This is a genomic window from Streptomyces sp. NPDC088254, from assembly GCF_044740925.1.
Taxonomy (GTDB): domain Bacteria; phylum Actinomycetota; class Actinomycetes; order Streptomycetales; family Streptomycetaceae; genus Streptomyces.
The window spans coordinates 493965-518903 of sequence record NZ_JBIURQ010000005.1; the positions used below are offsets into that span (position 1 = coordinate 493965).

The 24939-nt window shown below is 70.3% G+C and carries 17 protein-coding genes and 3 pseudogenes; 14 read left to right on the forward strand and 6 right to left on the reverse strand.

Annotation, left to right across the window (positions count from 1 at the left end; genetic code table 11):
- The first annotated feature begins 392 nt into the window (after positions 1-392).
- From ACIOC0_RS18085 to ACIOC0_RS18105, 5 genes and pseudogenes are all read left to right on the forward strand, one after another.
- The gene (locus tag ACIOC0_RS18085) at positions 393-1895 is read left to right on the forward strand and encodes an Acg family FMN-binding oxidoreductase (protein ID WP_402155931.1); all 1503 of its coding nucleotides are present in this window, start codon (positions 393-395) and stop codon (positions 1893-1895) included.
- A 67-nt stretch (positions 1896-1962) separates the two neighbouring features.
- Positions 1963-3543, forward strand: a complete 1581-nt coding sequence (locus ACIOC0_RS18090) for an MFS transporter (protein ID WP_402155932.1) — start codon at positions 1963-1965, stop codon at positions 3541-3543.
- Positions 3544-3634: 91 nt separating this feature from the next.
- On the forward strand, positions 3635-4045 hold the full coding sequence (locus tag ACIOC0_RS18095) for a winged helix-turn-helix transcriptional regulator (RefSeq protein ID WP_402155933.1): 411 nt from the start codon (positions 3635-3637) through the stop codon (positions 4043-4045).
- 515 nt (positions 4046-4560) lie between these two features.
- On the forward strand, positions 4561-4974 hold the full coding sequence (locus ACIOC0_RS18100) for an HGxxPAAW family protein (RefSeq protein WP_402155934.1): 414 nt from the start codon (positions 4561-4563) through the stop codon (positions 4972-4974).
- 46 nt (positions 4975-5020) lie between these two features.
- A pseudogene (locus tag ACIOC0_RS18105) lies at positions 5021-5482 on the forward strand (GNAT family N-acetyltransferase); the annotation flags it as partial.
- A 961-nt stretch (positions 5483-6443) separates the two neighbouring features.
- Here the strand turns inward: ACIOC0_RS18105 and ACIOC0_RS18110 are convergent.
- Both ACIOC0_RS18110 and ACIOC0_RS18115 read right to left on the reverse strand, forming a co-directional pair.
- Entirely contained in the window at positions 6444-7454 is a 1011-nt protein-coding gene (locus ACIOC0_RS18110; protein ID WP_402155935.1) for an ornithine cyclodeaminase family protein, read from the reverse strand.
- Positions 7451-8314: a PhzF family phenazine biosynthesis protein gene (locus tag ACIOC0_RS18115; RefSeq protein ID WP_402155936.1), complete on the reverse strand. Its 864-nt coding sequence runs from the start codon at positions 8312-8314 to the stop codon at positions 7451-7453. Before ACIOC0_RS18115 ends, ACIOC0_RS18110 begins: the two co-directional genes overlap by 4 nt.
- A 73-nt stretch (positions 8315-8387) precedes the next feature.
- On the opposite strand from ACIOC0_RS18115, the pseudogene ACIOC0_RS18120 reads away from it, so the two are divergent.
- The 3 genes and pseudogenes from ACIOC0_RS18120 to ACIOC0_RS18130 all read left to right on the forward strand — a co-directional run.
- Positions 8388-8573: pseudogene (locus tag ACIOC0_RS18120) on the forward strand (LysR family transcriptional regulator); the annotation flags it as partial.
- 60 nt (positions 8574-8633) lie between these two features.
- Positions 8634-9221, forward strand: coding sequence for a LysR substrate-binding domain-containing protein (locus tag ACIOC0_RS18125; RefSeq protein ID WP_402155973.1), 588 nt, complete (start codon positions 8634-8636; stop codon positions 9219-9221).
- A 621-nt stretch (positions 9222-9842) separates the two neighbouring features.
- Positions 9843-10064, forward strand: coding sequence for a hypothetical protein (locus ACIOC0_RS18130; RefSeq protein ID WP_402155937.1), 222 nt, complete (start codon positions 9843-9845; stop codon positions 10062-10064).
- A gap of 197 nt (positions 10065-10261) precedes the next feature.
- Here the strand turns inward: ACIOC0_RS18130 and ACIOC0_RS18135 are convergent, their stop codons facing one another.
- Positions 10262-12427, reverse strand: coding sequence for an MMPL family transporter (locus ACIOC0_RS18135; protein WP_402155938.1), 2166 nt, complete (start codon positions 12425-12427; stop codon positions 10262-10264).
- 473 nt (positions 12428-12900) lie between these two features.
- Here ACIOC0_RS18135 and ACIOC0_RS18140 point away from each other — a divergent pair.
- Positions 12901-13398, forward strand: a pseudogene (locus ACIOC0_RS18140) (hypothetical protein); the annotation flags it as partial.
- Positions 13399-14027: 629 nt separating this feature from the next.
- Here the strand turns inward: ACIOC0_RS18140 and ACIOC0_RS18145 are convergent.
- Positions 14028-14243 (reverse strand): hypothetical protein, encoded by a 216-nt coding sequence (locus tag ACIOC0_RS18145; protein ID WP_402155939.1) that lies wholly within the window; start codon positions 14241-14243, stop codon positions 14028-14030.
- A gap of 789 nt (positions 14244-15032) precedes the next feature.
- On the opposite strand from ACIOC0_RS18145, the gene ACIOC0_RS18150 reads away from it, so the two are divergent.
- Together ACIOC0_RS18150 and ACIOC0_RS18155 are read left to right on the forward strand one after the other, a co-directional pair.
- Positions 15033-15353, forward strand: coding sequence for a WhiB family transcriptional regulator (locus tag ACIOC0_RS18150; RefSeq protein ID WP_402155974.1), 321 nt, complete (start codon positions 15033-15035; stop codon positions 15351-15353).
- 296 nt (positions 15354-15649) lie between these two features.
- Entirely contained in the window at positions 15650-16780 is a 1131-nt protein-coding gene (locus ACIOC0_RS18155) for an FAD-dependent oxidoreductase (protein WP_402155940.1), read from the forward strand.
- Positions 16781-17307: 527 nt separating this feature from the next.
- On the opposite strand, the gene ACIOC0_RS18160 is transcribed toward ACIOC0_RS18155, so the two are convergent.
- A complete protein-coding gene (locus ACIOC0_RS18160) occupies positions 17308-19545 on the reverse strand; it encodes a LuxR C-terminal-related transcriptional regulator (RefSeq protein WP_402155941.1) in 2238 nt (745 codons plus the stop codon).
- Positions 19546-20245: 700 nt separating this feature from the next.
- On the opposite strand from ACIOC0_RS18160, the gene ACIOC0_RS18165 reads away from it, so the two are divergent.
- Entirely contained in the window at positions 20246-20812 is a 567-nt protein-coding gene (locus tag ACIOC0_RS18165) for a winged helix-turn-helix transcriptional regulator (protein ID WP_402155942.1), read from the forward strand.
- Positions 20813-20870: 58 nt separating this feature from the next.
- Positions 20871-21542, forward strand: coding sequence for an enoyl-CoA hydratase-related protein (locus ACIOC0_RS18170; RefSeq protein ID WP_402155943.1), 672 nt, complete (start codon positions 20871-20873; stop codon positions 21540-21542).
- Positions 21543-21778: 236 nt separating this feature from the next.
- Here ACIOC0_RS18170 and ACIOC0_RS18175 read toward each other — a convergent pair whose 3' ends face one another.
- Complete coding sequence (locus ACIOC0_RS18175) at positions 21779-23326, reverse strand: MFS transporter (protein WP_402155944.1); 1548 nt, start codon at positions 23324-23326, stop codon at positions 21779-21781.
- Positions 23327-23602: 276 nt separating this feature from the next.
- On the opposite strand from ACIOC0_RS18175, the gene ACIOC0_RS18180 reads away from it, so the two are divergent.
- Positions 23603-24184 (forward strand): TetR/AcrR family transcriptional regulator, encoded by a 582-nt coding sequence (locus ACIOC0_RS18180; RefSeq protein WP_402155945.1) that lies wholly within the window; start codon positions 23603-23605, stop codon positions 24182-24184.
- Positions 24185-24939 lie beyond the last annotated feature (755 nt).

Below are 24939 nucleotides of genomic sequence, written 5' to 3' on the forward strand. Positions count from 1 at the left end.
CACGGCTCAGCCGGGGCCCTCTGGGGTGCGGCGGCTGCGGGTCGATGGCGGGTGTCGCGTCGAAGAGCCGCCCTGAGGAGCCGCCCTGTGCGGGGGGGGGGGCGTCACTCTCGAGGGGGCGTTCCCGGCGTCGCAGGGCACGGCTCGGGTCGTGGTGCGTTCCAGGCCTGGGCTGCGGATGGTTCGCGGCGGGCAGGATCGCGGCCCTGGTGGGGTCGAAGCGCTTGGCGGGGCTGGTCTCGGGGTCTCGGTGTGCAGTGTGCCAACGATTGTAGGCCGACGTCTGTTGACTTTCCGGAGGAGGTCTGCGCACTATGTCAACACACGTTGGCCTACGAATGTTGGCAAACGTTCGTTGATCTGTTCTCCGGACCGGAACGGAAGACTCCGCCATGAACACCACCGAGCTCCCGGCCATCGTGCCCGCCGGCACCCTGGCGGCCCCGGGCGAACTCGGAGTCTGGGATGAGCTGACCGCGTACGGCTGCGAGGTCGTCCGGTGCGCTGTCGGGGGCGGCTCCCGGCGGCTGCCGGCTGTGCCGGTCGGCCGGCTGCCCGGCATCGAGTTCGCCGGCAACTCCCACGCCGAGTTCCACCACCCCGGGTACATCTCGCGGCGGGGTGGTGCGCGAGCACCCTGTCCGACGCGAGTCTCCTGCCACCACCCGGGGCCGGGCGACAGGAGAGACGCAATGGCCACGAACACCGTCCCAGACGACCCCCCAGAGACAGCCGTGACCCGCAGGGACGCGCTGAAGCTGGCCGGCCTGGGCATCGGCTCGGCAGCCGCCTTCGGCGTGGGCGTCGGCGGAGTCCGGGCCGTCACCAACGGCGCCTTCAGCGCCGGATCCGGTGATCCGTACGACCTCTGGCACGAGTGGAGTTCGATGTCCGGCGTCGAGCGGGTGGTCGCGGCCGGCGTCCTGGCGTGCAATCCGCACAACACCCAGCCCTGGCGCATGAGCGTCAACGGCAACGTCATCGACGTCCACTCCGACCCCAGCCGGCGGATGCCTCTCAACGACGCGAGCGGCCGTGAACACTTCGCCGGACTCGGCTGCGCCGTCGAGAACATGGTGATCGCCGCCGGATCGGCCGCCTTGACCGCGCAAGTGACCCTCTTCCCGGACGGCGTCGCCTCGGACCTGGTCGCCCGGATCGCCCTGAGCGGCGGCGGCAGAGGGCGGGACCGCGACCTGGCCGCCGCGATCCCGCACCGGCACACCAACCGCGGCCCGTACACGTCCAGGCCCGTGGACCTGAGCGGTTTCACCGAGCAGAGTTCCCGCGTCGACGGAGCGAGCGTGCTGTGGATCACCGACGGGACGGCGCGTCAGCGGTTGGGCCGGCTCTACGTGGAGGCCACCGAGGCGATCACCGCGGACTCCGCCCAGTCGACAGAAGCCTTCACCTGGTTCCGCAGCTCGCGCAGCACCATCGACAAGCACCGTGACGGGCTCACCCTCGACGGCCAGGGCCTCAGCCGCCTGACCCTGTTCGCGGCGAAACTCCTGCCGGCGCAGTCCCGCAAGGACGGCGACGCCTACTGGGTCAAGGCCACCCGCGAGGTGCACACCGCGACCGCCGCCGCGTACGGCGTCATCACCGTGGACGACGTCACCGACCGAACGGCGCAGGTCAACGGCGGACGGTTGCTGGCCCGGATGCATCTGACCGCGACCGCTCTCGGCCTCGGCCTGCACCACATGAACCAGATCACCGAACGCATCGACCGCGACGCCGCGTCCGGCAACCCCGATGTCTTTTCCGCACGCTGGGCCGCTCTGCTCGGCCGCCCCGCCTCGAGCGGCCTGCTGTCCTTCCGGATCGGTCACCCCGAGCGCACGCCGGGCCTCAGCCCGCGCCGCAGTCTCGACGACGTCGTGACCCGCTGACCTCTGCCCGGGCGGCGGGTCCGAAGCGCCGCCCGTCCACCAGTTTTTCGTACAAAGGAGATCCCCCATGCCCGCCTCACCCGTCACGGGCCCGGCCGCAGGACCGGTGCGCGCATTGCGCCCCGGTGCCGTTCTGGCCGTGACCTGCCTGGCCCTGGCGACCGTCGTATCGGCGATGGCTTCGCTGAGCGTGGCGTTGCCCGACGTGGCCCGGGAGACGCACGCCAACCAGACCCAGCTGTCGTGGATCATCGACTCCTACAGCTTGATCTTCGCCTCGCTGCTGCTGTTCGCCGCGACCCTCGGTGACCGCTTCGGCCGTCGCAAGGCCCTGCTCGGCGGCGTCGGACTGTTCGCGGTGATCTCGCTCGCCGCGACCTTCACGGACGAACCGGGCGTCCTGATCACCTTGCGCGCCCTGCTCGGCGTGGCCGCCGCGTTCGTCATGCCCGCCACGCTGTCCACGATCACCAGCACGTTCCCCCGCGACCAGCAGGCGCGCGCCATCAGCATCTGGGCGGCGGTCGCGGGCGCCAGCGCCGCGCTGGGACTGTTCGCCTCGGGCGCGCTGCTGGAGGTGTGGTCGTGGCGGTCGGTGTTCTGGCTGAACGCGGTGATGGCCGGGGTGGCGTTCATCGGCACCCACCTCTTCGTGCCGGAGTCCGCGCAGCCGGGCAAACACCGGGTGGACGTGGTCGGAGCGGCTCTCACCGTGGCCGGACTCGGGGTGCTGGTCTACTCGGTCATCGAGGCGCCCGAGCACGGCTGGGGCAGCACACGCACCCTGGCCGGCATAGCCATCGGGCTCGTCGTCCTGGTCGCCTTCGTCGCCTGGGAGCTGAAGCACCCTCACCCCCTGCTCGACCCGCGGCTGTTCCGCAACAAGCTGTTCGCGGCCGGATCGATCTCGACCACACTGCAGTTCTTCGCGTTCTTCGGGTTCATCTTCGTCACCATGCAGTACCTCCAGCTGGTGCGCGGTGACAGCGCCCTGATGGCCGCGGTGAGCGTGCTGCCGATGTCCGCGGCGATGATCCCCAGCGCCCGCCTCAGCCCGCTCCTGGTCGCCCGGCGGGGCATCCGTGCCCCCTGGACCGTCGGCCTCATCCTGGTCACCACCGGCCTGGCCGTGCTGGCCCAACTCGACGCCGGCAGCTCGTACTGGCTGATCGTGGGCGGGCTCGTGCCGCTCGGCGCGGGCATGGGCCTGGCCACCACGCCGGCCACCGCCGCCATCACCGACGCCCTGCCACCCCGTCTGCAGAACGTGGGATCCGCCGTGAACGACCTGTCCCGCGAACTCGGCGGAGCCCTGGGCATCGCCGTCCTCGGCAGCCTCATGAGCGCCCAGTACCGCGACTCCCTCGACACCGACGGGCTCCCCGCCCCGATCGCCCACGCGGCACGCTCCTCCCTCGCCGCCGCCAACCACATAGGCCACGCCACCGGCAACCGGGCACTGATCGACGAGGCCCGCGACGCCTTCGCCTCCGGCATGCACCTCGCCCTCCTCAGCGGCGCAGCCACCACCGTCCTGGCCGTCGTCGTCGTCACCCTCCTGCTGCGCCGGACCGGCAAGCCCGGCACGGACCAGGCGCAGACGCAGACCGACGGCACGGACCGGGAAGCGGCGCAGGCTACGGCGTAACCACCAACCGACTGTCGGGCACATCTACCACGACGTGCGGCGCGAGCGACCACGATTCGTCCCTCGCGCCGTACCCGGTAAGGAAACTGACATGACTTTGCTGCGCGCTCAGACGGCGCACCAACCCGGCCCTCCCCGATCGCCGGAGCCCCTGGAAGCCCTCACCCGCGCCTTCGCTCTCCTCGGCACACGCGGCACCGGTCTCATCGTCGCGGCCCTGGCCAAGGGCCCGGCCGACCTTCACCTGATTCGCGAGCGCGTCCCCGGCTTCAGTGACGGCCTGCTCACCCGACGCCTTCGGGAGATGACCGCCCTCGGCCTGGTGGCCCGAACCGCCTACCCGGGCACACCTACACGTACCTGCTACACGCTCGCCTCCCACGGCAAGGCGCTCCTCATTCCCCTGGCCGCCCTGACGGTGTGGGCGCAGGACCATCTCCCCGCGAACGCCTCCGAGGAAGCCCGTTCTGCCCGACGCGACCAGGCCAGGGCGGATTTGTGAAACGGCGTGAGGGCATGGAGACGGCAAGGCTGCTGCTTTGGAGGTTCGTGCCACAAGACGCTCCGGCCCTGTCTGCGTATCGGTCCGGGCCGGAGGGTGAGCCGGTATCAGCCCCGGTATACGCCGCTGCTGCGGGAGGATGCCCGGCAGCGGGCGGCCACGTTCTCGGCCGGGGATCCCCGCCACCGACCGCGTCTCGGCCAACTGGGACAGGCGCAATCTCCACCCGGCCGAACTGCTGCAGCGCGGGGGCTTACGGCGTGAGGGCCACCTCGTCGAGAGCACCTGGAACAAAGCAGTGGATCGACGACGTCCTCTTCGGACCCCTGCCACCGGTTCGTCCGTCATTCCACAACCGCTGTTCACGAAACTCGGAGATTTCTGAGCAACATCGCATCACGTCTCCAGGCCGAATTTCAGGAAATCGGTGTTCGGCCGGCCGATGCGATCCCTTTGGTGTGCACTGCCACGTCTGCAGAACCTGACTCGCTGAATCCTCTGAAAGGGAGAGAAAAATGAGCGCACACGAAAACGTGGACCTGGGGCATACGGTGGCCGGCTGGACCGGTACAGCCGTCGCAGTGGCCGGCTTCTGTGTCGCAGGTCTCGGAGTGATCGCTGTTTCCGCGGCGTTGGTGATCTCCGGTATCGCCGTGATCGCCCTGGCGGCGGTCATCACCTGGCTTCTCCACCTGGCGGGCTGGGGGAAGCCCAGCGGTCCCCGACCAGCCGACCAGTGGGACTGGCGGGTGAAGGACCCCGGCGCCCGGCAGGGGCACCCGGACTGCCTTGGGTGCCGCATGGCTGGGAGGCGGGTCGATGCGGTGGCGAAGCTCGCAGAGCCGACGTCCACAGCCGCCACCTCGCTGCCGCACCAGAGCATGCACAGCTCGAGTACTCAGGAGCAGGACCTTCGAGCCCGTCTGTGAGGGCGCGTCAGTCAGGGCCCGGCGGGTCTGTTCGAGTGTCGTTGGGATGGAGGGTCCGGTGACCTTGTCTCCACCGGTTGAGCTGCGCACGGCCCGTCTCGTGCTTCGCCCTTGGAAGCCGTCTGATATGGAGCCGTTCGCTCGTCTGAACGCTGACGAAGAGGTCATGGAGTATCTTCCAGGCCTCTTGGAGCGAAAGGACAGCGATGCTTTAGCTGAACGGATATCGGCGGGAATTCAGAGTGAAGGATGGGGCTGGTGGGCGGTTGAATTGGTCTCCACCGGTACTTTCATCGGCTTCACAGGACTGTCTCGGACAGCGTTCGATGCATCCTTCACTCCGGCGGTGGAGGTCGGATGGAGGCTGGCCAGACCAGCATGGGGGCATGGTTACGCCACCGAAGGGGCAAGAGCGGCCGTCCGCTTCGGTTTCGACGTGCTGGACCTGCCAGAGATCGTCTCCTTCACCGTTGCGGGCAACCGACGCTCCCGGGCGGTCATGGAACGCTTGGGCATGACACACGACCCACGCGAGGATTTCGACCATCCACGGCTTCCGCCCGGGCACGTCTTGCGTCGGCATGTGCTCTACCGGCTTGCTCGCGAAGCCCCGACCATCTCGGTGCGGCGCGGACAGGAGGCTGGAGATCGCCGGTATGGCCAGCCATCCGGACGGGACGTTCGGCGCGTGGCCGGCAGGACTCGGGCTCTCGGAGGCGATGGAGAAGGGCGTCATCGCGGACTTCGAGATGACGTACTGAGATCCGCGATCCCTCGCCGATTCTCGGCGTGAGAGGAAGTGCCGCGGGGCCGTGGCCTGGCCCTGTTGCAGACGGCGCTCCTGGAGCACACCGTCGCGCCCGACCTGCGTACGGTCATGACGGTCCACCAGCGGGTCGAGGAAGCCGAGGTGTTCGCGGCGCAGCTGCCGGAGTGGGGCCCGCCGCCGTGCTTGCCCGGCCGCGGACCGGGTGAAGGCCAGGGAGGCGCTGCGCGCCACCCTGGGGGGGAGACGCCGGCACCCTTGGTCCAGAGCATCCCCAGAAGCCGTTGATCATGTGGCTTTCGGCGTGGATGGTCGTTGCTCTGGTCGTGAGGAAACGGCAGTCGCGTCCTTGGATCGTGGAGCTGTGGTCGCCGATCGAGCCGTTGCCGCCCTGGCCGGCACCGAAGTCGGTGGAAGGCAGACTGCGGGTGCCGGACCGGCACGCTGCGCGGGATCCCTTTCATGCTGCATATCGGCATCCAACCGGTGATCGGCTTCTGTCGTGTCCGGGCCGTCCGGTGCGGACCCAAGGCGTGCCCAGCCCGATCGGCCGCGCACGGGGCGGTAAGCAGCCCGTCGTCACCGGCACCCCGCTCCCGCCGACCGACGGAAATCGCAACGACAAGCAGTCGCTCCCGCTGCTGGACATACTCCGGGGAAACCAGCGATGCACCGACCTGGCCTTGCAGGTCCGCTGGTTCTCCTATCGCGCGCCGCCCACATCCTTTGCACTCGCCGGTGGCCTTTTGCGTGAAGGGGCGCCGTCGCCGAGGTACCTGAGGGTGACCTCGGCTGCGGCGAGGTCCTGCACCCCGAGGCCGATGAGTTTGCAGACAGTGACCTCGGCGTTGTCCGATCGGCCGGGTGCGGTCCGTGCCAGGACCTCTCCGAGCTCTGCATGCTCCGCGGTGTCCATTCCGGCTCGCGCCAGGTCCCCGTGGACGCCGGCCAGTTCACGGCTGTCGACGACGATCCGATCGGCTTTCAGCAGGCAGTCGCGAGACAGTTCAGCCTTGGAAGGATCGTCGGCGCCGACTGCGGTGATGTGCATGCCTGGCGTGAGCCACGCGCTTTCGACCAGCGGTTCGGTGCTGGCGGTTGCGGTGACCAGGACGTCGGCCCCTTGACAGGCCCCTCGGACATCGGTCGCGGCCCTCACGTGCAGTTCAGGGTGGCGGGCCATGACAGCGGCTGTCAGGCGCAGCACATGGTCGGGGTTGCGCCCCCACACGCGTACCTCCCGCAGGGGAAGTTCATGGGCGGCCGCCAGGATCTGCAAATAAGCCTGGACACCGGTGCCCAGGACGGCGAGCACGGCAGAATCCGGTCGGGCCAGGGTACGTGCGGCAAGGGCGCCCGCAGCAGCGGTACGGATGTCGGAGATGTGGTGCTCGTCCTCCAGCAGCATCCGCAGATCACCGGTCTGGGCGTCGAAGACGGCGATGATCCCGGATGCCGGCGTACCGCCGCGCCGGGATCGCTCGAGGAACCATGTCGCCACCTTCACGGTGAACACGGGGCGCCCGGGCAGCCAGGCCGACTTCACGTGAACGTCGCCGTCCCGCCCGGCCGGTGCGAAGACCACCACCGGAGAGTCGCCCATGCCCCGGCTGTAGTCGGCGAGCGCCAGGGCCACCGGTTCCAGGACGTCTTCGTATCCGACTGCGGCCCGGATGGCGGCAGGGCCGACGTGGGGCAGCGCGGAGGGGCTCATGCGGGCAGCTCCCTCAGATGCCCTTCAGCGACGAACGCCACTTCGCCGCCCACCGTGACGGAGCGGATGTCCTGCCCTTCGCCGTGTGCGCTGATCGTCATCTGGCTGGCGCGGCCGGTGAAGCGCCCCTGGTGCAGGGTGACGCTCTCCCCGTCGCCGATCCGGCTGTGCCGGCGCAGGTAGGCGGCGGCGCAACCGGCGCCGGAACCGGTGGCCACGTCCTCCAGGACGCCGTCGTTGTTCCAGTGACGGCCTTCCAGCGTGGTGGCGTCGAGCAGGTAGGCGAATTGTGCGCCATGTGCAGCGAGGGGAGCTTCGAGGTCCCGGGCGATCCGGGCGCGTTCCAGCGCGTCGCCATGCACAGGAACCATGAGGTACCGAAGTCCTGTGGAGAGCACTTCCGCAGGAAGGTCCGGATCCAGGTCGTCGGTGTCCAAGGAGAACCAGGCGGCCAGCTCGGCGATGTCGGGGCGGCCGAGGAATGCGGCGGGGCCCTGGTCGAGAACGGCGCTGTAGCGGCCCGCTGCTCGACGTCGGGTGGTGACGTCGACCGCTCGGGCCTTGAGCTTCAGGGGCCAGGTCTCGGTCTCGTCGCCACCGTGCAGCGCGTGCAGGACGCATGCCGCGCCGATGAGAGGGTGGCCGGCGAAGTCGAGTTCCCCGGCAAGGTCGAAGACGCGCGCATGCCGGCTCCGGTCACCGGCGGGGTCCCGGGTCAGGAAGACCGACTCGAAGTGGCGCATCTCCTGGGTGATGCGCGCCATCTGCTCCGCGCTGAGCTGTGCGGAGTCCGGGAACACCGCCAGGCTGTTGCCGCTGTACGGCCGGCTGCTGAAGACGTCAACGTGTAGGTAGCGCATGTTTCGGACAGTACGGTCCGTCGCCAGGTTCAAGGAACCGGCAACTTTCCTAGGGCGGATATAACCTGTGCTTATGGGGCCGGATCTTGAGACATCGCTCCTGCGGGCCTTTGTCAGCTGCGTCCGTTCGGGGAGCATCAGCAGGGCGGCGAACGTGCTGGGGCACAGCCAGCCGGCGCTCAGCGGGCAGCTGAGGAAACTCGAACGCGCCGTCGGTCAACCGCTGCTGTACCGGTCTGCCACAGGTGTGTCGCTGACCAGGGCCGGGGAGGCTCTGCTGCCGTACGCGGAACGCATCCTTACCCTGTCGGCACAGGCTGTGACGGCCACCGGGGAGACCGTGGCCGGGCACTGCGGCGTAGGTCTGATCGAGGACCTCGCTGCCGCTCCGCTCGCACAGGCCTTGGCCGACTTCGGCCGGATGCATCCGCAGGCGACGCTGGAACTGGTCAGCGCGCCCGGCCCGGCGATGAGAAGGGCCTTCACGACCAACCGCATTCACCTGGCGCTGTGTGACCCGGCGTATCTGCCCGAACCTCCGCGCTGGACCGTGCGGCTGCCCCTCGTCTGGGCCGCCGGGCCTGAGGTGGACCTCAGCCTGGACCCGCTGCCGCTCGTGCTGTTCTCCCAGCCGTGCCGCTGGCGCATGCCGGTACTCGACGCTCTGAAAGACAGCGGACGTGACTGGCGGATCGCCTTTGAGAGCACCGGCCTGGCCGGCGTGCAGAGCGCGGTCCGCGCCGGGCTGGGCGCTGCGGCCCTCCTTCCCGCCCAGGTCGAGTCCGGCATGGCGGCGCGCGGCTTGCCCGAACTGCCCGACGTGGAACTCGCAATGGTCCGACGTCCGGGAACCGAGGGCGATGTCCTTGTCGACGCGGTCGAAGAACTCCTGAAGAGCCTGATCTGACGCAACGCACGAGGGCTGGGCACGAGAGGAAGCGGTGCCTGGACGGCTTGCCCTCGGGCGCCGTCACGATTGGGGCCTGCCTCCACCACGAGGACGAGCTGCCTCCGGGCAGGCAGACGTCGCCTTGGTCAGCGGCGACACCGTGGCCGCCGCGAGTACGTGCAGTTCGGCGAGCGGCTGCCCGGCCGGCCGGTGGGCCCCGCGCCGGCGCACTCACCGGCCTGCACAGCGGTGCTCTGCGGCGATCGGGAGCCGGCCAACCACCGATGGGACGTCTGCGAGGCGGGGGACGCCCGCGGCACCGCCGTCTCCGGCCGGCACCGCTTGCGCAGCGCTGCGCTCTGTGTGCCTGCGGGTTTCGGTGCCGGATGCCGAGGACGCGCAATCCGTCGTGGTGATGCAACAGGCGCTGGACGAGGAGACCGCAGCGAGCTCCGCCGGGCATCCGGCCGTAGGGCGGCGCCGGGGGCTGTGCCGGCCCGAGAGGGCCGCTTCGCGATCTGCGGTCGTCGCCGCGCCAGCGCAAGGCGTGGCCGCCGTCGCTGATGCGGCAGGGCGTTTCGGCACGCTGACGATCACCCCTCGTCGAAGCCGGCCGCGGGCAGGACTGCGAACCGGGTCATGTGCGAGGTCCGTCCGCTCGCCGACGCCGTCGAGCGCGACGGGCGGGAGACGAGCACGCGGGGGCCGGCTGCGCTGCGCATCGCCCGGGCCAGGCGCAGCTACCGCAACGCCGGTGCGGAGGCGTCCGCCGTCCTGCTGCGCCGCGCCGTTCCTCCCGCCGAGCTGCACCCGGCCCGCTGTGCTTCTCCTCCTCGGCAGGACTCCTGGCCTGGGCGCTGAGCGCTGCGGCATTTCGAACGCCGGTGGGTGATGGCCGTGCTGTCTGCAGCGACAGCACGGCCATCCTTTCCAGCGGCGGTCTCGTCCCCACGGGCCGCCGCCTTCCGGGGCGCGCCGCGAGCAGATGATGCCCGGGCGTGTGCGGCGCCGCCGACCGCCCCGCACAGAGCCCCGAATCTTTTCGGACCGTCCCTGGTTCAGACGGGGATCAGTCCGCGGTCCTCGTCCGAACCGCCCGGGCTCTGGGACAGTTCCTTGTCGAGCTGCTCGCCCTCCACGTCGACGTTGGGCAGACTCCGCTCCAGCCGGCGCGGCAGCCACCAGGCCCGCCGGCCCAGCAGAGCCAGCACGGCCGGAACGATCGTCATGCGGACCACGAAGGCGTCGAAGAACACCGCGATCGCGAGTCCGAAACCGATCATCTTGATCATCTGCTCGCTGGAACCGATGAAGCCCGCGAAGACCGCGATCATGATGACCGCCGCTGCGATCACCACGCGGGCACTGTGCCGGAAGCCGGTGACGATGGCGTCTCCGGGCTGCTGGCCGTGGACGAAGGCTTCTCGCATCCGCGTGACCAGGAAGACTTCGTAATCCATGGCGAGGCCGAAGACCACGCCGATCATGAAGATCGGCATCATCGACATGACCGGGCCGGTCTGCTCGACGCCGAACAGCGAGCCGAGCCAGCCCCACTGGAAGACGGCCACGACGGCGCCGAGCGCGGCGACGACCGAGAGCAGGAAGCCGAGCGCTGCCTTGAGCGGCACGAGCAGTGAGCGGAACACCACCATCAGCAGGAGGAAGGCGAGGCCGACGACCAGCGCGAGATAGGGCAGCAGTGCGTCGCTCATCTTCTGCGAGAAGTCGGTGTTCAGCGCGGTCGCACCGGTGACATAGACGTGGTCGCTGGTCTTGTCCCGGATCTCGTGGACCAGGTCCTCGGTGGCCAGTGAGGACGGCCGGTCCTTCGGGATGACCGTGATCATGGCTGTGTCGCCGGCCTTGTTGAGGGTCGGCTCGGTGACGGCGGCCGCGCCGTGGAGACTCCGGATGAGCGTGATCGCCCGGTCGGCCTCGGCTTCGTCGCCGTCGACGACGACCGTCAGCGGTCCGTTGAAGCCGGGGCCGAAGCCGTCGGAGAGCAGGTCGTAGGCCTTGCGCTGGGTGGTGCTGACGGGCTGCGAGCCGTCGTCGGGCAGGCCGACCTCCAGCGAGGCGGCCGGTAGGGCGATCGCGCCGAGGCCGACGACGCCGATGAGCAGGACGGCGACCGGGTGGCGGAGCACCAGACGCGCCCAGCGGGCGCCCATGTTCCGCTTGCGCGGGACGGCCCTGCCCCGGCGGGCCTTGCGGCCGAGGACACGGTCACCGGCGAAGCCCAGCAGGGCCGGAATCAGGGTGAGAGCGATGAGCACCGCGATGACGACGGTGCCGGCCGCGGCGACACCCATCTTGGTGAGCAGGGGGATGTTGACGACGGCCAGGCCTACCAGGGCGATGACCACGGTCAGGCCGGCGAAGACCACGGCCGAGCCCGCAGTGCCGGCGGCCCGTCCGGCGGCCTCCTCCTTCTCGCGTCCCTCGGTGAGTTCTGAGCGGTAGCGGGAGACGATGAACAGCGCGTAGTCGATGCCGACCGCGAGGCCGATCATCATGGCGAGCGTCGAGGTGGTCGTGCCCAGGTCGAGGGCGGCGGCCAGTCCCGTGATCGTGGAGATGCCGATACCCACGCCGACGAGCGCGGTGAGCAGCGGCATACCCGCGGCGATCAGCGACCCGAAGGTGACGACCAGGACCACCCCGGCGATCACCACGCCGATGATCTCCCCGGCACCCGTCTCCGGCGTGGCCTGCAGCGCGTCGCCGCCGATCTCGACGGTGAGCCCGTCGTGCCGGGCCTGTGCGCCGGCCTTCTTCAGGGCGTGGAGGGTGTCGTCGGTGAGTTCCATGGAACCGACCCGGTAGGTGACGGATACGTACGCCGTCGAGCTGTCCTTCGACACAGCCTGCGTCGTGTACGGGTCGGTGACGGAGGCGACCTGCCGGGAGCCGGACTTCAGTGCGGCGACCACGCCGGTGACCTCGGCCCTGGCACCGGCGTCCGTCATCTTCGCGCCGTCGGGCGCCTTGAAGACGATGCGGGCGGTGGCACCGTCGGCACTGCCACCGGGGAAACGCTCCTCCAGCAGGTCGAAGGCCCTTTGGGCCTCCGTGCCGGGAACGGAGAAGGACGACGAGGTGGCCGCCGGCGCGGACGCCGCGGCGATACCGGCGAGTGCCAGGAGTGCCACCCAGATGAGGGCTACCAGCCTGCGGCGACGGAAGGCCAGCCGCCCGAGTCTGTAGAGAAACGAGGCCACGAGGGCTCCCTGTTCATTGAGGGGGACGAGAGGAACAGGGTCGGCCTGCCTCCTTGACCACTCAGGTCAGAGAACTGCGCCGCACCTCAGGTGCGGGTCCTCTCAGGTACTCATCGTCCTTTCGGCTCCAAGCCCCTCACATGAGTAGACGATGCCCATATCCCCGCGGAGTGCGGCAGGTTCGCCGACGGACGTGACGGCGGATCATGATGCCTTGGCCCCTAGCGGCGACAGCAGGGCGGTGAACGGCCCTCACGGCTGGCCGAAGAGAAAGAAGACCGGGTGCGGTCGGAGCGCCGGGGGCAGTGGGTTCTCCGACCCCCACAGTATGCCAACAGATGTAGGCCAACTGGTGTTGACTTTCCGGCCGGGGGTGAGCATCCTGTCAACAGGTGATGGCCAACGGTTGTTGGCACTCTGTTCTGCACCCGGCCCGGAGACCGGGGTGCCCCCGGCCCGGAAGGACGACCGCCATGAAGTCGCTGCTCCCCTCGAAGCCCGGTGCGGCGTACGAGGCGCAGCGCACCGGCCGGGCAGAAGCCGCCTTGGGCGAGGCGCACCCGACCGCAGCCGCTCCCGGCCCGCTCACCTCCTTCTCCCGGTTCGTCCTGTGCGGCGGCGGTGTCGGACTCGCTTCCGGGCCGGCCGTGGCACTGCTGGCCACGCTGATGCCCTGGGCGTCGGCGAACGCACTGGTCACCGCAGGTTCCACCATCCTGTGCACAGAACTCCACGCGCGCTTCACCTTCAAGGCCGGGCGGCATGCCGGATGGCGCCGGCACTGGCAGTCCGCCGGGTCGGCCTTGGCCGCCTACACAGTGACGTGCGCGGCGATGTTCGTCCTGCACCTCATACAGCCGTCGGCCGGGACGCTGAGCGAGCAGGCCGTCTATCTCAGTGCTTCGGGGCTCGCCGGAATCGGGCGGTTCCTCGTTCTGCGCCTGATCGTCTTCGCCGGCAGTTCGACCACCGTGCAGGAGAGCAGCCCGGCGGAGGTCCAGGAAGCGAGCGAGGCCGCGTCCTGGTCCCTCGCGACTGCGCCGTGGCCGAAGATCGCGCAGCCGGTGAGTGAGCGAGTCATCCTGCGTGGGGCGAGGGCGGCGGCCACGATGCCGACCGGAAGAACCAGCGTCAGTGGGACGGGCGTTCGTCCGGGCGAGTCGCTGTGCGAGGGGTTCACCCGGGTGTCTTGATCGCTTCTGTGGCGGTGGCAGGCGTACCGGGTCCGGCCCCGGGTCTTCCGTCCTTCGCGCGCGGTGTCACCGGCGTGAGCGGCAGTCCTGGATCCGGAGGGTGCGACACGCTTTCGGGCGGAGGCCGGGGGAGTCAACGATGCAGGGGCCAGCCGGTGATGCCCGCTCTGCGGGCCCTTGTGTCCGGGCGCGGAAGGCACCTCGCGCAAGGAGATGGCAAAGGCCTTGGCGTGTCGTGGACCGCAAGCCTCTGCCGCAGCCGACCGCACCGGCGAGGTCGGCTGCGGTCGCAACCGGCCGACCGCCCTCCGGCGCCGGTCCGCCATCCGCGGCGACAGCGAGGTCGTGCCGCACGTCAACCGGTGACAGCCGCACGCCCGAGGCCATCACGCATGCCGGTGGACGTCTCAGGCCCTTGTCTCCTGGAAGGCCAGTACGTCGTGGCCGGTGTCCCAGAGCAGGATCAGCAGGGCGCGCACCGATGCCTGGTCGATGTTCTCGACGATCAGCACGGTGCCGTCCTCGCCGGGCGTGGACACGTGGTCGAACCTGGCCCGGATCACGTCCAGCAGGGTGCGGGCGATCGGTGCGCGCAGGGTCAGCTCGTAGCGGGTGGGGGCCATGCCGTACAGGAAACCCGTCGCCCGTGGGCGCGCGCACCACCCGCGAGGCAAAGACACCCGGGGTGGGATCAGATCAGGCCGGGTTCGCGTGCCGTTGTCACGGCGTCGTGCCGGGAGGCGACGCTGAGTTCGCGGTGGAGACGTGGCTCCAGAACCTGGCCCGGGCCGGCGGGACCCGCCTGTGGCGGGCCCGTGCTGATCGCGTCGCCGGCGTTGTGCAGCGCGGTGAGAGGCTCCTTCGTCGGGCGGGAACTGCAGCTGCGCCGCGCGCAGTTCGCTCAGGTCGCGACGGGTTCGTCGTCGCTCTCGTCGAGCGAGACCCACGCGATGCGGGCAGGTGGACGACCAGGTATGCGACCCCCTCGTGGATCAGAGAGTCGGTGAGCAGGTGGCAGTCGTCGAGGACCAGCACACAGGCCTGTCCGATGTCACGACACTCCCGGCCTGCGAACCGGCACCGCAACCCGGCGCCGATTCTGCCGGTCGGGCACCCCGGGTACATCTTGGGGCGGAGTGGTGCGCGAGCACCCCGTGTGACGCGAGTCTCCTGCCACAGACCGGGGCCGCGCGACAGGCGGGACGCAATGGGTGCGAACACCGTCCCGGACGACCCCTTCAGAGACAGCCGTGACCCGCGGGGCCGCCCTGAAGCCGGCCGGACTGGGCATCGGCTCGACAGCCACCCTCATGGCCGCCGTGAGCCTGAAACGGTCGGTTGGTGAAGGCCGGGAAATGCCGCAGCGCCACGCGTTCTACAGCAAAGAAGGCAAAGCGATGCCGTGGAGTGAGATGGAGTGGTTGCGCGCCGCCGCCTGCGTGGGCGAGGACCCTGAGCTGTTCTTCCCCGTGAGCACGATCGGGCCGGCGCTGCGGGAGGCCGCTGCCGCCAAACGCGTCTGCGCCCGCTGCCCGGTGAGCTCCGAGTGCCTGTCCTACGCCCTCGGCACCGCACAGACGTCGGGTGTGTGGGGCGGAACCGGCGAGGAGGAACGCACGGAGCTGCTCCGAACCGCCGGGTATGACGCGACGAGGAGGAGCCGCGGCCGGACCGGACCGGGACGCGCCGGGCCCCTTCCAGCCTCCGGGGCGGGCTGGGCAGCAGACGGATGAAGCCCCAGGCAGATCGAGTGCTGTCGGGGTCCCGCAGCTTGTGAGGCGGCCGTCGGACTCTGTCTCGGTGTGCTCTGCCGGCCGCCTGCGCGAGCGGTCCGCCCGCAGCCCGCGCACCTCGGTGCAACCCACCAGCCTTCCCTCGGTCCCAGTGCCGTTGCAGGACCCCGACCCTTCGCGTCAACACGTGTGGGCCAACACGTGTTGACTCTCGCTGGAAATTCGAGCATCCTGTCAACGAGCGTCGGCCAACGCTTGTTGACCTACTTCCCGGATCAGAAACGGAAGGCTCCGCCATGAACGCCACCCCACTTCCCGCCCGCACCGAAGTCGCCGTCGTCGGCGCCGGACCGGCCGGTCTCGCCCTCGCCGTCACACTCGCTTCCGCAGGCATCGACTTCGTTGTCCTGGACAAGCTGGCGGAGGGTGCCAACACGTCGCGCGCCGCCGTGGTGCATGCCCGCACGCTGGAGGTCCTGGACGAGCTGGGAGCCTCCGAGGCACTGATCGCGCGGGGCGTCCAGGTCACCCGGTTCGCCGTCCGCGACGGCGCGCGCCGACTACTGACCGTGCCGTTCGACAAGCTGCCCACGCCCCATCCGTACACGCTCATGGTTCCTCAGTACGAGACCGAGAGCGTGCTGCTGGACCGGCTGCGCGCGCTCGGCGGCGACGTGCACCGCCCCTACGAGGTCGCCTCCGTCGTCCAGGACGGGAAGGGCGTGACGCTCACCATGACCACCGGCGAGACGCTGCGCGCCGCGTACGCCGTCGGCGCCGACGGCATGCACAGCACCGTGCGTGAGGCGGCAGGCATCGGTTTCACCGGCAACGCCTACGCCGAGTCCTTCGTGCTCGCCGACGTCGTGATGAACTGGGTCCCGGGACCGGACGAAGTCTCGCTGACCTTCGGCACCTTGGGGCTCGCCGTCGTCGCCCCGCTTCCCGGCGGCCACTACCGGGTCGTGGCCACCGTGGACGAGGCGCCCGCCGCACCGGACATCGCCTTCGTCCAGAAGCTGCTCGACGAGCGCGCCCCCGGCCAGGCCCAGGTCACCGGTATGGCATGGTCGTCACGGTTCCGGGTGCACCACCGGGTCGCCGACCACTACCGCGCCGGCCGTCTGCTGCTGGCCGGCGACGCCGCCCATGTGCACAGCCCCGCCGGCGGGCAGGGGATGAACACCGGCATCCAGGACGGCTACGCCCTGGGCCGGGCGTTCGCCACCGGCCGGCTCGACGGCTACGAGGCGCAACGCCGCCCCGTGGCCCAGCGTGTGGTCGCCTTCACCCACCGCATGACCCGCGTGGCCACCACGCGCAGCTCCGTGGCCCGCGGTGTCCGCAACCTCGCGCTGCCTCTGCTGGGGCACACCCTGATGCCCAGGAAGCTCGCCACCGAGCTTGCCGAGCTCAACTACCGCTAGACATCGCCCTCCTCGCCACCGTGCACGGTGAACGGGGTGCGCCGACGCGCCGGCGCAGGAAGAAGGAACGTGCGCCGCACCGAGCAGCCGTCGCGCGTGCCCGCAAGCCCGTGGCGGCATCGGCGGACACCGGGAAGCGAGTGGCGTCCCACTGCCGTTCGGACCGGCGAAGTCCTTCTCACCCGGGTGCCGCCCGCCGGTATGTCGTGGGACTCCCGCCGCGGCAGGACCGCCGCGGGACGTCTCCGACCGTCACCGCCTCAAAAGCCGGCACCTCGTGGCCGGCATCCCAGAGCAGGTTCAGCAGAGCGCGGATCGATGCCTGATCCATGGCTTCGGCGACCGGAACGGCGGTCTCTGCGCCCCCGCCTGTACCGTCTTCCATCACCCGAGGAATCATCCGATAAACGGGCGACTTAGGTGAAGACGACCTCTCAGCTCGAAACGGGTATGGGTCATGCCGTCCAGAAATCCTGTGGCCCCGGTGCCCGCGCACCACCCGCTCGGGAAGAACACTCCGGGTGGCCTCAGATCAGGCCAAGATCGCGCGCAGCTGCGACGGCGTCGTGGCGGGACGCGACGCCGAGTTTGCGGTAGAGGCTCTTGTTGTACGCCTTGACCGTGTTGATGGACAGGAACAGCGCCGCCCCGATCTCCCGCTGGGTCGCCGGTCCCTGCAGTGCCCGCAGGATCGACAGCTCGCGGTCGGTCAGTTCCTCCGCGAGGACACCGGAGCGTGCGGCGGTGCGGGTGCCGGCACGGCCCAGCCGCGTTTCGGCCTGCTCGAGGCGCCGAGCCGCGTAGGCGCTCACCGGCTCCTCGTCCACGACCTCGCGGGCCCGCGCCAGTGCGGCGCGGGCGGCCGGCCGGTCTCCGAGGGCGAGTTCGGCGTCGGCGAGATACAGCAGGCCGAGGAACAGTACGGTCGGCCGTGGGTGCAGTTCGGCGAGGGTTACGGCTCGGCGCAGCAGTACGGCGGCCGCCTCCATGTCGGCTTTCTGGTAGCTGCGTCTGGCCTGGGCGATGCGCAGCGGGGCCAGCCCCGGCGTGCTCGTCTCCCGCCCGTCTCGTTCGACGGCGTCGGCGAGCGGACGGGCCTCGCGCAGGACCCGGTCGCAGTCTTCGCCGCGGCCGGCTTCGGCGAGGCTGATCGTCAGTGTGCCGGCGCCCTGAAGCATGAGCGACGGCGGCCACGCCTTGCGGTGGGTCGGTGACGACCACAGGTCGAGCAGGAGGGTCGCGGCCTCGTCGAAGCGGCCGTCGCGGGCCAGCATGGCTCCCAGTGCCGCCCGAGTGGTCGGATGCCCGGCGGTGCCTGCCTCGGTTTCTTCGTCCAGCGCCTGCTGCACCATGGCGACGGAGAGAGCGGCCTGGGCATCCGGCATGCCGAAGCCCGCCCGCACGCAGAGCACGGCGCTGCGGAAGCTGTGCCAGCCGGGTACGGCAGTGTTGTGGGCGTCACCTGCCTCGCAGGCGTCCAGCCAGTGGTTCACACGCTCCTGATCGCCGCAGAGCGCTGCCGTGTAGGCCAGTGAGAACGCCAGCGCCGGGTTCACCGCCCGGCGGGGCAGCTGCTCGCCGAACTGCAGGTAGGTCGCGGCGGCCCCGCGGGGGAAGAACCAGGTCTCCGCGTTGCGCAGCATCAGCTCGGCGGCGTCGTTGTCGCGGTCGGCGCGCAGCAGGTGGCGTACCGCGTCGTCGATCCGGTCCTGGTCGGTGAACCAGGCCGCGGCGTGGCCGAGGACCTCTCGCGGGTCCGTGGTGGCCTCGTGTGCCAGGACCTCACGGAGCAGGTGATGGCACCGGTACCACTGCTGTTCGTCGTCCAGGGCGGCCACGAACAGGTCCGCCCTGACGAGATCGGCCAGTACCTGGGCCGATCCGGTCACCTGTAGTGCGGCGTCGCACAGCGGGCCGGAGAGCCGTTCGAGCGGCGCGGCCCGCACGAGGAGGTCGCGGTGGCGCGGTTCGAGGCCCGGCAGCACCTCGGCCGCGAAGTAGTCCAGCAGGTGCCGGTCGTCGGCGTGGGCTTTCGCCGGGTCCGCGCGCAGTGCGAGGGCGGCCAGCTGCAGGCCTGCCGCCCACCCCTCGGTCCGTTCCCACATGGCTGTTGCCGTCGTCTTGTCGAGGTCGTGCCCCGACACTGCCGACACCAGGGCTGCCGCCTCGTCGGGCGAGAACCGCAGCTGTGCCGCGCGCAGTTCGGTCAGGTCGCCGCGGGCCCGTAGCCGCGCGATCGGCAGCGGCGGGTCGGTTCGCGTGGCGATCACGATCCGCAGCGAGGCGGGCAGGTAGGAGACGAGATACTCGACCGCCTCGTGGATCCGCGGGTCGGTGAGCAGGTGGTAGTCGTCGAGGACCAGCACATGCGCCACCTCGGATGCGGCGAGCTCGTTCAGCAGCCTCGGCAGCGCGAGGTCGACCGGGGAGACGTCGGCCGCGTCCAATGCCTTGAGCGGGCCCGTGCTGATCGCGTCGCCGGCGTTGTGCAGCGCGGTGAGCACGTAGCTCCAGAACCGGACGGGTTCGTCGTCGCTCTCGTCGAGCGAGACCCACGCGATGCGGCGCTTCTCCTCGGGGTCCGCCGCCCAGCCGCTGAGCAGACTCGTCTTGCCCCAGCCGGCGGGTGCCACCACCGCGGTCAGCCGGGTCTCCGCCAGACGCAACTGCCGATGCAGGCGCTCACGCGGGACCGCGCCGGCCCGGGCCGGCGGGATGACCTGCTTCACGGCCAGCAGTGGCCGCCTGGGTATGTCCGACGTCACGACGCTCCCGACCTGCGGCCCGGCACCGCAACCCGACGCCGATTCTGCCAGCTCGGGCACCCCGGGTACATCTCGCGGCGGGGTGGTGCGCGAACACCCTGCCCCACGCCAAGCTCCTGCCACAGCCCGGGGCCGCGCGACAGGAGAGACGCAATGGCCACGAACACCGTCACAGACGACCCTCCACAGATAGCCGTGACCCGCAGGGACGCGCTGAAACCGGCCGGCCTCGGCATCGGCTCGGTAGCAGTCCTCGGCGTGGGGTGTCGGCGGACTCCGCGCCGCCACCAACGGTGCCTTCAGCGCCGGATCCGGTGATCCGTACGACCTCCGGCACGACTGGAGTTCGATGTCCGGCACCGAAAGGGTCATCGCCGCCGGCGTGCTGGCGTGCAACCCGCACAACACGCCACAAGCAACCCCGCACTGATCGACGAGGCCCGCGACGCCTTCGCCTCCGGCATGCACCTCGCCCTCCTCAGCGGCGCAGCCACCACCGTCCTGGCCGTCGTCGTCACCCTCCTGCTGCGCCGGACCGGCAAGCCCGGCACGGACCAGGCAGAGACGCCGAACAGCGGCACCCACAGCGACACGGCGAAGTCGGCTGCGCAGCCACCGCCGACCGCCCGACAGCCATCACGACGTACGGCGCGAGGGCCGCACCCGCTGCCCTCAGCGACGTACCAGGAAGGAACCGGCCATGACGCTGCCGTATCCTCAGCCGCCGCACCAGCCCCACCCTGTGCAACTCCCCGAACCCCTGGTGGCCCTCACCCGGGCCTTCTCCCTGCTCGGCAGACGCGGCACCGGGCTGATCATCACCGCCCTCGCCCGGGGCCCGGCCGATGTCGCCCAGGTGTGCGAGCGCCTCCCCGGTCTCAGCGAAGGCGTGCTCACCCGGCGCCTGCGGGAGATGACCACCCTCGGCCTCGTGACCCGAACCGCCGCGCCGGACACGCCATCAGGTTCCCGCTACGCGCTCTCCGCCCACGGTAAGGCCCTCCTCATCCCGCTGGCCGCCCTGACCGTGTGGGCGGAGGACCACCTCTGCGCCGGCGTCCCTGAGGCCGAGGCCGGTCGCAGAAGACCGCTGAGGCACCCGGCTCAGGTTCCTGGCCTCAGCCGGCGCCATACCCACGCCGCTGATCGAGGGCACGTCCGTGAAGGACGGGAAGGCGAGCGGACGGCGAGGCCGGCGCCGCGAGGGCTTCGTGACAGCAGGCGCGCCCGGGCCTCGCTGCGAGCGGCACGCCTGGGAAACCGGTAGAGCGCCCCGACGAACTTCGCCCCTCACACCCGAATCCCGCCTCACTCGAAGGAGCCAGATGCCCACGCTCGATCGTCACGACGACGTTTTCGTTCTCGACCTCGGAGACGGCGAGAACCGCTTCCACCCCGACTGGCTCGCCTCCGTCGCCACCGCACTGGACGAGGTCGAGAAAGAGACAGGCCCGCGCGCTCTGGTGACCACCGCGACGGGAAAGTTCTACTCCAACGGCCTGGACCTGGACTGGCTGCTGGCCCACCTGGACGAGCACCCCGGCTACGTCGTATGCGTCCAGGAGCTCTTCGCGCGCATGCTGTCCCTGCCGGTGATCACCGTCGCGGCTCTGCAGGGACATGCCTTCGCGGCCGGAGCGATGTTCTCCCTCGCGCACGACTTCCGCGTCATGCGCGCTGACCGCGGATACTGGTGCCTGCCCGAGGCGGACATCGACATCCCCTTCAGCCCCGGCATGTCCGCACTCATCCAGGCACGGCTGGGCCCGCACACCGCGCACCGGGCCATGCTCACCGCGCACCGCTACGGCGGAGCCGACGCGGTGGCCGCCGGCATCGTCGACCAGGCGGTCGCCGAGGACGAAGTGCGTACGGCGGCCATCGCACTGGCCCGGTTGCAGGCGAGCAGGGCGGGGGCCACCCTCGCCACCATCAAGGCCCGCATGTACGCCCCGGCCCTGACCGCGTTGCGCGACACCACCTTTCCCCTCAGATGAAGCGCTGTACACGCCGTCGCGGCGGCCGGTGCGGGGCGTTCGGCGAAGGAACGCCGGCCGGGGCACACCGGCAGCGCGTCCCCCGGCTGCCGCAGTGCGGTCAGCCGCGAGGGGGACCGCGACGTGCAGAAGGCGCAATGCGCCGTCCCGGCCTCACGGTCTTGGCCGAGCACGACGCTGCCTGTGCCGGCACGAGGCGGGGCACAGGCAGCGCGGGGGAGGAGGGCGGCAGCGGGTCATCCCTGCGTGGCGGCGCCGTCGAAACCGTCGGCGCTGTCACGGGCGCCGGGGGAGCGCCGCAGGAGGAAAGCGACCGATGCCGCACCCAGGACGGCTGCTCCTGCTCCGGTGACGAGAGCGAGGTGCAGACCAAAGGCGAAGGCGTCGCGGGCCTGGTTGACCAGGGCGATGTCGCCTGTCCTGGCGCCGGCGATGTTGGCTGCGGCGAGGGATGAGCGAGCTGCCTCAGCCACGTGGGCCGGGAGCCCTTCGGTGTCGAGCGTGTTGCGGTAGCCGGCGTTCAGCGCGCTGCCGAGGACGGCGATTCCCAGGGCGCCGCCCAGTTCACGGGACAGGTCGTTCACCGCGGAGCCCACATTCTGCAGGCGGGCGGGCAGCGCGTCGGTGATGGCCGCGGTGGCGGGCGTCATGGCCAGGCCCATACCGGCGCCCAGGGGAATGAGCCCCGTCACGACGAGCCAGTAGGGACTCGTCTTGTCGAGCTCGGCGAGCACGCTCAGACCGATGGCGACGGCTATCAGCCCTGCGATCCAGGGACGGCGAGCGCCGACACGTGCTGCCAGTTTCGGGGACAGCCGGGCGCTCGGAATCATCGCGGCGGGCATGGGCAGCACACTCAGGGCGGCGATCAGCGCGCTGTCGCCTCGCACGAGCTGCAGGTACTGCATGACGACGAAGATGAACCCGAAGAACGCGAAGAACTGCAAGGTGATCGACAAAGTCCCGGCGGCGAACGGCTTGTTGCGGAAGAGCCGGGGATCCAGCAGAGGGTGGGGGTGGCGCAGCTCCCAGACGACGAAACCGGCGAGCACGAGGAATCCCACCGTGATGCCGATCAGGGTGCGGGCGCTCGCCCAGCCCTGCTCGGGCGCCTGGATGACCGAGTAGACCAGAATTCCCAGGCCGACGACCGTGAGCGTGGCGCCGACGGTGTCGACGCGCTGCTTGTCCGCTTCGGCCGACTCCGGCACGAAGACGTAACTGCCGACGAACGCCACGACCGCCAGAACGACGTTCGCCCAGAAGACAGATCGCCAGGACCATGCTTCGAGCACGGCGCCGGAAGCCAGCAGGCCCAGTATGGCGCTCGCTCCCGCGACGGCCGCCCAGATGCTGACCGCACTTGCCCTCTGCTCACGGGGAAAGGTGCTGGTGATGGTCGAGAGCGTAGCGGGCATGACAAAAGCAGCCGCCACCCCCAGCAGAGCTCGCAGGGCGATGAGAACCCCGGGTTCCGAGGAGAACGCGGCCGCGACCGATCCGGCCGCGAACAGAGCGAGGCCGCTCAGCAAGGCCCGGCGCCGGCCGAACCGGTCGCCCAGAGTCGCCGCCAGCAGCAGAAGGGCGGCAAAGACCAGACTGTAGGCGTCGATGATCCACGACAGCTGCGTCTGACTCGCGTGGGTCTCACGAGCGATGCCGGGCAGGGCCACATTCAGCGATGCCATCGCCGAGACGACCGCAGCCAGAGCCAGGCATGTGACGGCCAGCACTGCGCCGTGACGCACCACTTTGTGACCTTGTTCTGCGAGGCCCCGGTTCATGAGAGGCGTCCTTTCCCGCTGGGCAGGTGCGCTGGTGCGATGGACGCGTCCGTGGTGGATGCAGCCGCCATGGAGGCGCGGCGTGGCAGCAGCGCAGAGTTCGTTGACGCGCGAGCGCGCAGTGAGGGGGACCGGCGCCGACCGCTGCCGCCCCGGCACCGCAACGGGCTGCACCACGGAGGACACATGATGCCAACGTTTGTTGGCCAACCCTCGTTGACATTAACGCATCCAAAGGGATGGAAAGTCAACGAACGATGGCCTACATTCGTTGGCATGACATCGGACAACACAGAAGCTCCCCCCGGCCCCCGGCGCTCCGACCGCACCCGGACAGCGATCCTCGACGCCGCCCGCCAGCGCTTTGCCGCTCAGGGCTTCGAGCGCACGACAATCCGGGCCGTCGCGGCCGACGCGGGCATCGACCCCTCCATGGTCATGCGCTACTACGGCAGCAAGGCCCAGCTCTTCGACGCCGCCCTCGACATCGACCTGCGCCTTCCCGACCTGTCCGCCACCCCGGCAGAGGAACGGGCCGAAGCCCTCGTGCGGCACTTCCTGCACCGCTGGGAGCACGAGGGCGCCGACGACGCGCTCCTGCTGCTTCTGCGCTCCGCCGTCACCAACGACCAGGCGGCACGCCGCATGCGGGAGATCTTCGCCGCCCAGGTCTCCCCGGCCCTGGGCCCCGCCACCAAGGACAACGTCGGGCTGGTCTCCGCTCAGTTGCTCGGCCTCGCCCTCACCCGCTACCTGCTGCGCATCCCAGCCGTAGTGCGCATGACGCCTGAAGAGATCGTCGCCGCCTACACCCCCGCCGTCCGGAGCATCCTCGAACCGCAGGCATCCGCCCATTGAACACGCAGATCAGACGACGGAACCGGTCAAAGCCCCAGGCGGTGCCGCCGGCCACCTCGTGTCCACCGCCGCGGGGCTGAAGCCGCGAGCGGTCAGGTCGCCTGCCTGTGCACCGGCCTTCATGACGGGACGGCGCTTCCCGCACAGTCCAGTCCTGTCGGCCGGCCCGCTGCATGACCGGCCGCCCGTTCGTCGTGACATGCTTGCCCGTCTCTCGTACGTGCGGTGATCTGGGCGCCACCGGGTGCCGTCCGCGACGCGGTGCACCTTGCGTATCCGGGTGGCGGGTCCGGCATCGGCTGCACGGTGGGGCCAGATCAGCGGCGAACTCCCTGATACGTCGCTGCCGGACGGGATCGGCACAGCGCGGCCGCGGCCGCCTCGGACCCGGCGCAACCACGCTGCAGAATCACGCGATCTGCGTTTCAGACCGACTCGGCGCCTCGTATGTCTGAGATCAAGGCCAGCGCCTCCTGTGAGACGTATGGCCAGCCCTCGGCCCTCCGAATGGGCAGGCATTACTCATCTCCGATTCCCCGGCTCACGGTTGACTGACCCTGCTTGCCCGAGCGACCGGAGCGATGCCAGAGGCGGGCAAGTTCGCGGTGAGGGAGGGCCGCCCGCCCGGAACGCCTCTCAGTGCGGGGGCCCGGACTCCGGCCGCTCCCGATGTCAGCGGGTCGCTGGGACGGCAGGGCGGCCGGTTCCCATTGCACGGCGCCGCGCGACGGCTGATCCCGCCCGCAGCACTGCAC

Bases quoted from the DNA above. Each gene is read 5' to 3' on its own strand.
- ACIOC0_RS18085 (WP_402155931.1), top strand. From the start codon at position 393: ATGAACACCACCGAGCTCCCGGCCATCGTGCCCGCCGGCACCCTGGCG.
- ACIOC0_RS18090 (WP_402155932.1), top strand. From the start codon at position 1,963: ATGCCCGCCTCACCCGTCACGGGCCCGGCCGCAGGACCGGTGCGCGCA.
- ACIOC0_RS18095 (WP_402155933.1), top strand. From the start codon at position 3,635: ATGACTTTGCTGCGCGCTCAGACGGCGCACCAACCCGGCCCTCCCCGA.
- ACIOC0_RS18100 (WP_402155934.1), top strand. From the start codon at position 4,561: ATGAGCGCACACGAAAACGTGGACCTGGGGCATACGGTGGCCGGCTGG.
- ACIOC0_RS18110 (WP_402155935.1), bottom strand. From the start codon at position 7,454: ATGAGCCCCTCCGCGCTGCCCCACGTCGGCCCTGCCGCCATCCGGGCC.
- ACIOC0_RS18115 (WP_402155936.1), bottom strand. From the start codon at position 8,314: ATGCGCTACCTACACGTTGACGTCTTCAGCAGCCGGCCGTACAGCGGC.
- ACIOC0_RS18130 (WP_402155937.1), top strand. From the start codon at position 9,843: ATGTGCGAGGTCCGTCCGCTCGCCGACGCCGTCGAGCGCGACGGGCGG.
- ACIOC0_RS18145 (WP_402155939.1), bottom strand. From the start codon at position 14,243: ATGGCCCCCACCCGCTACGAGCTGACCCTGCGCGCACCGATCGCCCGC.
- ACIOC0_RS18150 (WP_402155974.1), top strand. From the start codon at position 15,033: ATGGAGTGGTTGCGCGCCGCCGCCTGCGTGGGCGAGGACCCTGAGCTG.
- ACIOC0_RS18155 (WP_402155940.1), top strand. From the start codon at position 15,650: ATGAACGCCACCCCACTTCCCGCCCGCACCGAAGTCGCCGTCGTCGGC.
- ACIOC0_RS18165 (WP_402155942.1), top strand. From the start codon at position 20,246: ATGACGCTGCCGTATCCTCAGCCGCCGCACCAGCCCCACCCTGTGCAA.
- ACIOC0_RS18170 (WP_402155943.1), top strand. From the start codon at position 20,871: ATGCCCACGCTCGATCGTCACGACGACGTTTTCGTTCTCGACCTCGGA.
- ACIOC0_RS18175 (WP_402155944.1), bottom strand. From the start codon at position 23,326: ATGAACCGGGGCCTCGCAGAACAAGGTCACAAAGTGGTGCGTCACGGC.
- ACIOC0_RS18180 (WP_402155945.1), top strand. From the start codon at position 23,603: ATGACATCGGACAACACAGAAGCTCCCCCCGGCCCCCGGCGCTCCGAC.